Source organism: Azospira sp. MPR-LB4 (genome assembly GCF_058809525.1).
This window is the reverse complement of sequence record NZ_CM179521.1, coordinates 2,684,447-2,696,058: the sequence shown is the minus strand read 5'-3', so window position 1 is coordinate 2,696,058 and position 11,612 is coordinate 2,684,447. Positions and strand designations below refer to the sequence as shown.

Annotated in this window: 10 protein-coding genes; all 10 read right to left on the bottom strand. The window is 58.0% G+C overall.

Going from position 1 to position 11,612, the window contains the following annotated elements:
* Positions 1-42 precede the first annotated feature (42 nt).
* The 10 genes from flgB to AC3QLZ_RS12600 all read right to left on the bottom strand — a co-directional run bounded on the left by flgB (position 43) and on the right by AC3QLZ_RS12600 (position 11,437).
* The gene (gene flgB, locus AC3QLZ_RS12645; protein WP_232058801.1) at positions 43-600 is read right to left on the bottom strand and encodes a flagellar basal body rod protein FlgB; all 558 of its coding nucleotides are present in this window, start codon (positions 598-600) and stop codon (positions 43-45) included.
* Positions 601-871: 271 nt separating this feature from the next.
* On the bottom strand, positions 872-2,209 hold the full coding sequence (locus AC3QLZ_RS12640; protein WP_014236237.1) for an MFS transporter: 1,338 nt from the start codon (positions 2,207-2,209) through the stop codon (positions 872-874).
* 47 nt (positions 2,210-2,256) lie between these two features.
* Positions 2,257-2,523 (bottom strand): hypothetical protein, encoded by a 267-nt coding sequence (locus AC3QLZ_RS12635; protein ID WP_043797801.1) that lies wholly within the window; start codon positions 2,521-2,523, stop codon positions 2,257-2,259.
* 70 nt (positions 2,524-2,593) lie between these two features.
* On the bottom strand, positions 2,594-3,235 hold the full coding sequence (locus tag AC3QLZ_RS12630; RefSeq protein ID WP_014236235.1) for a hypothetical protein: 642 nt from the start codon (positions 3,233-3,235) through the stop codon (positions 2,594-2,596).
* A 13-nt stretch (positions 3,236-3,248) separates the two neighbouring features.
* Complete coding sequence (locus AC3QLZ_RS12625) at positions 3,249-3,992, bottom strand: HupE/UreJ family protein (RefSeq protein ID WP_014236234.1); 744 nt, start codon at positions 3,990-3,992, stop codon at positions 3,249-3,251.
* Positions 3,989-7,147, bottom strand: coding sequence for an efflux RND transporter permease subunit (locus tag AC3QLZ_RS12620; RefSeq protein WP_014236233.1), 3,159 nt, complete (start codon positions 7,145-7,147; stop codon positions 3,989-3,991). Before AC3QLZ_RS12620 ends, AC3QLZ_RS12625 begins: the two co-directional genes overlap by 4 nt.
* Before the next feature lie 10 nt (positions 7,148-7,157).
* Positions 7,158-8,390: an efflux RND transporter periplasmic adaptor subunit gene (locus AC3QLZ_RS12615; RefSeq protein WP_014236232.1), complete on the bottom strand. Its 1,233-nt coding sequence runs from the start codon at positions 8,388-8,390 to the stop codon at positions 7,158-7,160.
* On the bottom strand, positions 8,387-9,637 hold the full coding sequence (locus tag AC3QLZ_RS12610) for a TolC family protein (RefSeq protein WP_014236231.1): 1,251 nt from the start codon (positions 9,635-9,637) through the stop codon (positions 8,387-8,389). Before AC3QLZ_RS12610 ends, AC3QLZ_RS12615 begins: the two co-directional genes overlap by 4 nt.
* 60 nt (positions 9,638-9,697) lie before the next feature.
* Positions 9,698-10,099 carry a hypothetical protein gene (locus tag AC3QLZ_RS12605; RefSeq protein ID WP_133247329.1) on the bottom strand — a complete coding sequence of 134 codons (402 nt, stop codon included), beginning with the start codon at positions 10,097-10,099 and terminating at the stop codon, positions 9,698-9,700.
* Between the two features lie 168 nt (positions 10,100-10,267).
* Positions 10,268-11,437: a tyrosine-type recombinase/integrase gene (locus AC3QLZ_RS12600; RefSeq protein WP_014236230.1), complete on the bottom strand. Its 1,170-nt coding sequence runs from the start codon at positions 11,435-11,437 to the stop codon at positions 10,268-10,270.
* Positions 11,438-11,612 lie beyond the last annotated feature (175 nt).

The window sequence follows — 11,612 nt, the reverse complement described above, 5'->3', positions numbered from 1 at the left end:
TTGGATTTGCAGCCTGGCTGGCATGAGGCTAGCTTGAACGAACTATTTTAGGTTTCGAAACAACTCAGTCAGCTCTTTGAAATCGCCACCAACCTGATCCAGGGTGAATTGGTACATCACAGCATTCTCAGCAAAATGCTGGCGCTCAATGTCCATTTCTACGGTATTTGCGTCTGCACTGGCCTGAAATGGTGTGCGGTATTTCAGGTTGAACGGCGGAGAGGACCAATGAGCACTCCCGTTGATATGGCTGGGAGATGATTTTGCTAATGGCAACAGCCCCATTTGGTTCTGCTTGGCAGCATCTTCGACATCGATATCCATAGCCCTATATCCTGGCGTATCGGAATTCGCGATATTTGAAGCAATGAGCTGTTGCCTATAGGCCCGTATTCCCAGCATTTTTTGCTGGAAGTCCCCCGGTTTCTTGTTTCCGTCTCTATGCACGGTTACGCCTACGTCAGCTGGCGTGTTGCTCCTGGAAAGCGCCTGATTGAGGATTTTCGAGAAGTCGGCCGTCTGCATACGGGACTGACCAACTACGGATGTCGGCGTTGTATCTAGTTTTGCCACCTGCTGTGGAAGCTCCATCTTTGGCATGCGAATACCACCCCATTAATGAGCTTTTTTATTTCCGTTTTCGAAATAAAAAATCAAAAATCCTTACAGCACGAATCCACCGCTCCTCTTCCCAGCTCATAAAAATCAGTACCAACAGCAACACCAGTAGCACGCCAATTCCGACGGCAAATAGCCGGAACTCGATGTGGAGCCACATGTGGCTGAGCATGTGAAAGAGTCCCCGACCAACAATCAGGTGGCTATCTGCTACTCGAAGAAAATCACTCAGTACCATCGCGTAGTGGCCGGCTTAGTGGGGCCATCGCTGATGCAGTTCATCGATGACAAAACGGTGCTCATGAGTCCGACCTCCGCCACCAAGCGCGTACTCGTTCCAATGAGGGTGGTCGGTAGAGAGATCGTCATGATGGTGGGCAATCACATCAGGGTCCTGCCTTGGCCAAGTGCGCCAGGCAAGCGCCCCTCCCACTGCTGCCATGGCGCTAAGGGCGGAGAGGGCAACACCGAATCCCAGCCGCGCTCCAAGCCATCCCGCCAGTGGATAAGCCAGAAGCCAACACAGGTGTGAGAGTGAAAACTGGGCGGCAAACAAAAAGGGTAGATCGTCCGATTGGGCCGAGCGCCGCAATAGTCGTCCCCCGGGTGTTACCAGGCCTGCGTAGGACATACCCAGAACCACCCATGCGGGAATGAGACTTGCCCAGCCCAAACCCCCGGTACTCCACCAAACCCCCGTTACCGCCAGTAGCACAACGACCATTGCTGATGCCGCGCTCAGCATGATTCGACGATCCGCCATACGGTCGAGCAATGTTGGCAAGGAAAAGGCCACGGCCATGGACCCGGCACCGAAAGCTGCCAGAGCCCATGCCACCTCCCGTTCACCGCCTCCCAGCACCTCGCGGACAAGGACTACGGTATTCACGAAAACCATGCTGGCCCCACTTGCGGCACATAGGTTCAACGCCAGAAGTCCGCGTAGTCGCGGTGTGTGTAGATAAATCCGCATGCCTCGGAGGGCTCGACTGTAGGGGCCATCTCCCAAACGGGTTTCTGGCACGACGGGAAATGCCGTGCTCATGACCAACAGTGCAGATAGAACAAAGCCGACGGAGGTGCCGGCAAACAGCCCGTGAAAACTGATGACCACCAACAATGCCGCTGCCAGGGCCGGACTAAGCAGGCTTTCCAGGTCATAGGCCAGCCGCGACAGGGAGAGCGCGCGGGTGTAGTCGCTTTCCTCCGGCAGAATCTGGGGAATAAGCGACTGAAAAAGCGGGGTAAAGCAGGCTGAGGCTGATTGCAGCAGCGCAATCAGCACATAGACCTGCCAGATTTCGGTGACGAACGGCAGCAGCAATGCCACCGCCGCTCGAATCAAATCTAGGCCGACCAAGACACGCTTTCGCCATGCCGCAGGGACAACAGCCCCCGCTACAGGCGAAAGCGTGACGTAGACGATCATTTTGATGGCCAGTGCGGTACCCAGTACCGCACCGGCATTGGCGCCTGCCAGATCATAGGCCAGCAATGCCAGGGCCACGGTCAAAAGCCCCGTCCCCACCAATGCAACGACTTGGGCGAGAAACAAATGCCTAAAACTGCGATGTCGGAGGATTTCAAGCATGGCTATTTCCTATGTCTCTACGGGCGACAATGAACTATCAGGAGGGGTTACTTCTTATCCGGTGTTTCGTCCTTCTTCTCGGCCACCGGGGTTACAGGCTTCTTGGTGGCATCGCAACGGGTCTTGAGCGCCCGGGTTGCGGGGTCCTTTAGATCCACCACGTAATGCTCGGTGTCGGTGAGGTGCCGGCAAGCAGTGGGCGTGGCCTTTGGTTCGGCACTGTCTTCGTGGACACCGTGGGCATAGGCAACGCTGGAAAGCGACATGAAGGACCCGACCAGCAAAGAGAGGGACAGGAAGGTTTTGTTTTTCACGGGGTACATCTCCAATGTGAAAGCGGCAAGCCGCGGGGTTAATACAACGGGGCCGTGTAAGAAAGCTTCGTTACGGCCGATACAACTCGGATTGGAAACCGGAGGCTTCGATGGATACCGTCACCGGCTCGGTGCCGCGGTTTTGCCAATACCAACCGTGACTTCCTTCGAAGGGGGCAACAAAAGTGCCGGATGCACTCTTTTGAGCACTTTCGACCGAATAGCTGGTCCAGGCATTTTTGGCATTCGGTGCTTCGCCGTGCATATCCACGGCCACCGCGGCGGTTGCTTGCCAGTGGAAGGTCAGGCCTTCACCAGCCCGGAGGTGCGCTTTGACCTCTGCGCCTTTGCCGGGAGCCAGCGTTACCGTGAATGTGTTGCGACGCATGGGGCCATCACCTGCCAATGAAACGGCGGAGGCATCCAAGGACCTGCCGGCTTGCTTTCCGAAAGCAGCATCTGCTTTGGCGGCAAGCATTGCATTGGGGCCAGCAATAGCATCCGGGGTTGCCAGAACAGATGTTGTTTCAGCACCGGCAGACTGTTTAAGGGCATCGAGGCCGAGGAAACGGCCAATGCCGGTAGGGTCCATCCCATATTCCGCAGGAAGCACCATGGTCACCAGCAAGGTGGCGGCAACACCTGCGGCTACCGCGGTTGCCTTGAACAGACTGGCACTACTGGGCAGGGAGTGGGTTTGAGTATTGGACATAGGAAGACCTCGATCAGGAAACGAAATAGCCGGTAAGTTGGTAGCCGACCAAGACAAAGCCAGCAGCCATGAGTGCGGTATTGGCGGTGAATGCTTGCCGGGAGAAGGCTGTGCTGCGGCGCCAGAACCCCATGACGATCAGAATTCCAGCCAGTGCCAGCAATTGGCCAAGTTCTACGCCAACGTTGAAGGCCAGCATGTTCGGCACCAGACCATCGCGGGACAACGAGAAGTCCTGCAGCTTGGTGGCCAGGCCGAAACCGTGGAAAAAGCCGAAGACCAGTACGGCCGCCTTGGTATTGGGCTGGAATCCCAACCAGTGCTTGAATGCCCCCAGGTTGTCCAGCGCCTTGTAAACCACGGAGACGCCGATGATTGCGTCGACGACATAGGGATTGACGTGGAAACCGCCCAGCACCCCCAGCAGCAGGGTCACGCTGTGTCCGACGGCGAACAGGGTCACGTAAATGCTGACGTCGCGCATGCGGTACAGAAAGAACACCACACCAAACAGGAACAACAGATGGTCATACCCGGTGACCATGTGCTTGGCTCCCAGGTAGGCGAACAACAGCAGGTTGCGGCCGGTGTTCTGCTCGAGAAAGGACTGATCCTCTCCCGTGACCCCGTGGGCGAAAGCCCACAGGGGCAGCAGTGACGCGAGGAGCGCCACGGTCCACCGGCAAATGCCGGTGGCGCTGAACTGGCGAAATGGCAAAGGAAACTCCTTGTTGAATAGAATGGGGGAAGGGGTCACGCGGCTGTCTCCTCGTTCTCATTCCGGTGTATCAGCCGGTACAGCACCGGGAGCACCAAGAGGGTCAGCAGGGTCGAAGAGATGATGCCGCCGATCACCACGGTTGCCAGTGGGCGCTGCACTTCAGCACCTGTACCGACATTGAGGGCCATGGGGACGAAGCCAAGACTGGCAACCAGTGCGGTCATCAGCACGGGGCGCAGACGGGTCAGCGCCCCCTCGGTCACAGCGGTATGTAGCGGTTGCCCAAGCTCACGCAGCTTCCGTATGAAGGTGATCATCACCAAGCCGTTGAGTACCGCAACGCCAGACAACGCAATGAATCCGACCCCGGCTGAGATGGAGAAGGGAATACCGCGCAGCCACAGGGCCAGTACGCCACCGGTCAGCGCCAGGGGTACGCCGCTGAACACGATTGCGGCATCCTTGGCCGATCCGAAGGCCATGAACAGCAAGCCAAAAATCATGACCAGGACCACGGGAACCACGACGCTCAGACGCTGGCCGGCCGAGATCAGCTGTTCGAAGGTGCCGCCGTATTCGACCCAGCTTCCGACAGGCAGCACGACTTCCGCCGCAACTTTCCCCCGGAGTTCCTCCACGAAGGAGCCGAGGTCCCGGCCGCGCACGTTCGACGTGATGACCACGCGCCGCTTACCGTTTTCCCGACTGACCTGGTTGGGCCCTAGCTCTACCGCAATAGTGGCCACGGCACTCAAGGGCACCACGCCGGGCATCCGCGACAACGAAGCTCCATCGGCTCTGCTTGTCGCCGGCAGGGCAATGGGCAGCGCTGCCAGTGCCTTCGGGTCCTGGCGCTGGGCATCGGGGAGACGCACCACGATATCGAAACGGCGATCCCCCTCGAAAAGCTGGCCAGCCGTTGCCCCACCCATCGCCGCGGATACGGTGTCCTGGATGTCGGCCACGGCCAGGCCGTAGCGGGCCAGGGCGGCACGATCCGGCTTGATGACCAGCAGCGGCAGGCCGGTCACCTGCTCAAGTTTCACGTCGGCACTTCCGGAAATGCTGCCTGCGACTTTCTCGATCTGTTTGCCAACCGCGGTCAGCGCTTGCAGGTCATCGCCGAATACCTTGATCGCCACTTCCGCACGTACACCGGCAATCAACTCGTTCATCCGCATCTGTACCGGCTGGGTAAACTCGTAGTTGTTGCCGGGGATGGCACGAACAGCTTCCTCCAGCTCCGCCACCAGGGTAGCCTTGGACTTGCGCGGGTCCGGCCAGTCCTTGCGTTCCTTGAGCAGAATGAAAGTATCGGCCACAGAAGGCGGCATCGGGTCGGTGGCCACTTCTGCCGTGCCGAGCTTGCCCACCACCTTGTCTACTTCCGGGAACTGCTTGATCCGTGCTTCGAGCTGGGCCTGCATACCGATAGCCTGGGTCAGGCTGGTACCCGGGATGCGTAGGGCGTGCAGGGCAATATCCCCCTCATCCAGGTTGGGGATGAACTCCGTACCCAGGCGAGTCGCCAACAATCCACACAGCACCACCAGCACTGCAGCGGCGCCAATCACCGGCTTTTGCAGCGATAGGGACTTCTCCAGCAGAGGAGCGTAAATCCCATGCAGCCGCTGCATCAGGCGGGTTTCTTTTTCCTCGACCTTGCCGGTGACGAACTGTGCGATGGCCGCCGGCACGAAAGTCAGGGATAACACCATTGCGGCAACCAGCGCCATGACCACAGTGATAGCCATGGGATGGAAAGTCTTGCCCTCGACCCCGCTGAGGGCAAAGATCGGCAGATAAACAGCGGCAATGATGAACAGACCGAACAGGCTAGGCTTGATTACCTCGGCACTTGCTTTCGCAGCTAGTTGGAAGCGCTCCTCGATGGACAGTAAGCGGCCCAGGGCGTGCTGCCGCTCACCGAAGCGGCGCAGGCAATTCTCGACGATGATCACGGCGCCATCGACGATCAGGCCGAAGTCCAAGGCCCCAAGGCTCATCAGGTTGGCCGATACCCGGTTCTGCACCATGCCGGTGATGGTCATCAGCATGGCAACCGGGATCACGGCCGCCGTGATCAGTGCCGCACGGATATTGCCCAGCAGCAGGAAAAGAACCACGATTACCAGCAAGGCTCCCTCGAGGAGGTTCTTCTGGACCGTGGCAATACTGCGGTCCACCAGTTGGGTGCGGTCATAAACCGCACGCGCACTGACCCCTTCCGGTAGCGAAGCATCGATTTCCTTGAGGCGGGTCGCTGCACGCATGGCGACTTCCCGGCTGTTCTCACCAATCAGCATGAATACCGTGCCCAGCACCACTTCCCGGCCATCCCTGGTTGCGGCACCGGTGCGCAGTTCCGAGCCGATCTGGACCGTAGCTATGTCGCTAATTCGCAAGGGCAGCCCGTCACGCATTGCCACCACGATCTCTCGCAAACCAGCCTCATCACCCACCTGCCCAGGAATGCGGATCAGGTTCTGCTCACCACCCCGTTCGATGTAACCGGCGCCCGTATTGGCGTTGTTACGTTCAATGGCCTGCAGCAGGTCATCAATGGTTAACTTGTAGGCCACCATCTTGGCCGGGTCGGGGGTGACATGAAACTGCTGCACGTTGCCGCCGATGGTATTGACCTCGGTGACACCTTTCAGGTTACGCAGCTGAGGGCGAATCACCCAATCCTGCAGTGTTCGCAAATCCGTAGGCATCCAGGGTTTGCCATCCGCCTTGGTAGCCCCTGGTGTGGCCTCGACCGTATACATGAAGATTTCACCCAGCCCTGTCGCCACCGGTCCCAAGGTCGGTTTGACGCCAGCCGGCAATTGGGAAGACGCCTGTTGCAGACGTTCGCTCACCTGCTGTCGGGCAAAGTAGATGTCCGTACCGTCCTCGAACACCACGGTGACCTGGGACAGTCCATAGCGCGAAATCGAGCGGGTGTACTTCAGGCGAGCCATACCTGCCAGGGCGGTTTCTACCGGGAAGGTGACACGTTGCTCTGCCTCCAACGGCGAATAGCCGGGGGCCTCGGAATTGACCTGGACCTGGACATTGGTAATGTCGGGGACGGCATCGATCGGCAGGCGACCATAGCTCCAGACACCAAGTGCGGAGGTGCCCAGAACCAGTATCAGGACCAGCCAGCGATGTGCGATTGCCGCACGAATCATTCGTTCTAGCATGGCAAATCCCTTAGTGATCGTGGCTGGCGCCGGACTTCTCTATGTCGGCTTTGATGAGGAAGCTCTGCTCAGCTACATAAGTAGCACCTTGCTTCAGCCCGCCCAGCACTTCGGCGTAGCGGCCATCACGCTCACCCAGCTCGAGCATGCGGACCTCGTAGGTGTCCCCTACCTGGGTAAAGACGACGGTGAAATCACGGAAGCGTTGCAGGCCGGATTCCTTCACCGCCAGCGGGACTTGGCGTGCCGCCACGGTGACATCCGCAGAGACCGCCATACCCGGCCGCCACCGCCCTTCAGGGTTGGCAATGCTGGCACGGGCCACCACGCTTTGCCCGGAGGCCAGGGGCAGCAGCGTCTGGATTTTCCCGGTGACCCGGCTGCCACCGGTGGCCGAGGAAATCTCGACCTCCTGGCCCACGGACAGCTTCTCCGCATCTCCACCGAGAGCCCGTAATTCCACCCAGACGCTGGACAAATCCGCCAGTTCAACCAGGGTGTTGCTGCCGGCAACGTCGCCGACGTTGGTATTGCGCGCCAAGACGATGCCGTCAAACGGTGCGACAACGGAATAGGTCCGCATGCTGTCGTTACCTTCAATCGCCACCAGCGTCTGGCCACGACTGACACGCTGCCCTTCCTGGACATTGACCGCGCGTACGATGCCCGGGAAGCGGGCCTTGATCTCGGCACGCCGATTCGCATCGACCATCACAGCACCCATCAGCCGCACTGTATTGCGGATTGTTGTCGGACCGGCCTTCTCGACCTTAACCCCTGCGTCGTTTGCGGCAGCCGCCGGAATCGTGGTGCGCCCCTCATACGAGGGGAACGCCCAGCTGTAGGATTGGCCGGCATGCTGGGCCTTGACCTCGACATCGAATGAATGGGGCTCAATGACTTCACTGCTGCCGTTCAGGTAGTCTTTTTCCGGCGTGAAGGTGAAATTGTTGAATTCGCCATCCAGGCGCTTGAGCTGGATTGCGGCTTGCACGCTGGCCGGCGGCAAAGGCTTGCCGTTCTGGTAGGCATACAGCCGATACTGCGGCGGCACATTGGTTTCATAGATGGTCACTTCGAGAGCGAAGTCACCCTGGCGCAGCATCCGGCCGCGATGGGGGCCACGCTCGTACTCTTCGGCAGCACTGGCTTTTTCCGCAGCAACCACAGCGGAGGGAGGGGTATCGTTGCCGCAAGCTGTCAGCAGCAGAGGCACGAGAATCAGGGGTAATAGTCGGTTCATGGCGTGGGTTCCGGGGCAATGGCGGTGAGGCGTTCCACCTCGGTCATCAGGATCTGGCAGCGAGCAGCAGCATCGACAGCGCGTTGGCGCAGTTCGAATAGGGTTTTTTGCGCTTGTGCCAGGGCAAGAAAGGAGAAGCGGCCGGCTTCGAAGCCGCGCCGGGTGAAGGCCAGTGCCTCCTCGGCCTTGGGAAGCATGTGCTTTTGCAGCGTTTCAGCTTCAGTACGGGCCTGATTGAGTTCTTGATACTTTCCAAACAGCGACTGGTAGTGCTCGAAACGCTGAGCATCGCGGCGAGCTTCCAGTGCCATCAGTTGCGCATTGGCTTCGGCGACGGACAGTCCCGAGCGAACCTGGTTGCCGAGTGGAATCGATACCGACATCATCAATGCCTGATCGCTGGTTGCCTCAAGGCGACGCACACCCAGATTGACGGTAACGTCCGGCTTGGCGCCGGCCTCGGCTAAGCGCTTGCGAGCAGCGATACTATCCGCCTCGAGCAATGCGGCACGTTGCTCTGGTGTCATCGGCAGACGAGCCACCAAGGTATCCAGCGACTCCGCTTTGGGCAGCACGAGCAGATTGCCTGCAGCCGTCTCAAAATCGGGTGTTAAGACCCCCCAGCTGGAGGCCAGGGTTAACCTGGCAGAGGTCAGCTTGTGCTCGGCCCGGGTGCGCTCCAGCTCGGCGTCAGCAACGGCGATTTCAGCCGCACGCAAATCTGACTCCGGGTTGCGGGCAGCGGCTACCCAATTGGCGACCTCGCGGCGTGTGCGCTCGGCTTGTCCTACCTGCTCTTGAGCGTATTTCAGCCGTTGCTGGTCAGCCAGCACTGAAATGAAGCGGAGTGAGGTGCGGCTGATGACATCCAGGCGGGTTGCCTCGGACAGGTTCTGTTGCTGATTGATTTCAGCGCTACCCAATGCCTGGCGCGCTTCACGTTTACCGCCCAGTTCAATGACGCGGCCAATACGTAGCGTGGTTTCAGCTGATTGCCCCCCCCGAAAGGCTCCAGTACCGCCGACGTTTTCCACATCGGCGCCGATCATAAAGGGCGTTGCCAGGCCTTCACGCTGAGCGCGTGCCTGAACGGCTTTCAATTGCGCGGCCTCGGCCGCAAGTGAGGGGTGGGATGCCAAGGCGCGGGAGACTGCTTCCTCCAGGCGCAAGGATTCAGCGGCATACCCCGACAAGGGGATACCGCAGGTTCCGGCTACAGCCAGAACCAGCAAACAACGCAAGTTCACGGAAAACCTCCAATATCGACAGACGACACAAAGCAAGCCGCTAAAAAGCGGCGCTAGGCGTCAGGCGATTGGAGGGCGATAGGGGGGAAGTGGTGTCGCAGAAGGCCGCGACAAGTAGGCGAGGGTAATCTTGTCCCGGGCGGGAAAGATGAATGGCTCGATTCCCAGTCCATCCACCGGCAAGGGCGGAGGAGTGACAACGGAACCGTGTGCATGCAGCACTTTGGCTCCGGTCGAATCAGAATCGGAGTCCATAGAGTCTGAAGGATCGGAGAGCGATGCCTTCGTCAATTCAGCAGTGACGTAACCGTGATCATGATCGTGATCACCATCCGCATGGGCATGAATCTCACCAAACGGAACACTGGCTGCCACCAAGGCAAACAGCATCAATACCACCGCGCAGCGCCCGATAGGGTGCTGCACATATGCACGAAAACGGTGGCGAAGAGATTGATACATATTCTCAGTATGCACGAACTTAGTTGTTCACTTCAAGCGCAACTTTTTTGTGGATTTGCCACTAGATGACTGTCACCCCAATTCAAGCGGTAGTTAGATAAGGTCCTGCTTTCAACCCGCTCATCCACACCAGTAGGGACTCCTCCTCCCTCGCAAGGTCATCAGAACTCAAACCAGCGCGCCCTCGGCAAGATCCGCGAGGGAATCATAGGTTGCCAACGGGTCCAGGTGAAAGAGCCTGGATTCATCGAGGAGTTCTAGGTAGTTGTTTGGCGGCGGGATCGGCCGACCTTGACGCATCAAGACCAAAATTTCCCGTAATAGGGCATCCTGAGCTTGCTGTACTGCACTGTTTAGACATGGCCCTGCCACATGCAGATCGTCAAAGTCCGGGAAGGTTACTTTTACCTGGCTCTCATAGGGCTCGATGAAGGCTGGATAAGGAACCAGGTAGCTCAAGACCGCAGCCTTCCCCTTGTTTGCGCCAGCGTCGAGCTTACGCACCAAACGCTGAGCACGAAGATGCGTATATCGCTTCAGCATGGACAGGCTCTTGTGTCCGCTGATGGCAGCAACTTCCATCAGGTTGAAGACACCTCGTTCCATCAAGCGAGAGATTGCTTCGTGCCGAAGATCGTGGAAATGCAGATCAGGAATATTCAGCCTCTTGATCATGCTTCGCCAACTGCTCTTCAATCCGTTGTTCGTATAGCTAAAGACTCGCCCCGACAGCTTCACCCTCTGGGCCGCCAGGATATCCCTAGCCTCCATGCTTAACGGGATATCACGTTTGGAACCATTCTTGGTGTCGGGCAGATGAACAATTCTGGATTTCAGATTGATGTGCTCCCAGCACACCCCCAGAATCTCCCCCTGACGCATAGCAGTTTCTAATGCCAATTGGACAATGGCCTTCATCTCATGCGCGCCCCGCTGGGAACAATGCCTCATGATCATCCGTTCTTCACGAGGAGCCAAGCGTCGATCACGGCCAGGCGGAAGTTTTGGCTTACGGACGTTGGCGACAGGGTTATCGTTGCATATACCCCATTCGTTCTTCGCAATGCGAAACAGGTCGGAAAGCAGCGCCAGATCCAGCCGAACCGTAGCAGGGGAAAGTGCCCTACCCGTTCGTGCGTTAATCTCCGCTAATCGCTCATCCCTAAATGTCGCCACATCGACTGACGTTATATTGCGAATCGGAAGATCAGCAATGGAATAACGACAATATAGGTTAATTCGATATTTCTCTTGTGCGTGGCCCTTCTTATGGATACTGATGCGCTCGCAGTACATGAAAAGGGCTTCACGCAACGTAGGATTGGTATCATGTGCCATTGGCTATGCAGGGCCTTATTAGAAGGGCGCCACATAACCACATCATTCCGATAGTGTCAGCTGACAATAGTCAGAATTTTTCGGTTTGTTCGTTTTTCTCTTTAGGCTACTAGAAAACCGTATCCCCTGATGTAATCCCGCTCAGCAGAAGCAACTTGGCTATACGCAACACTGA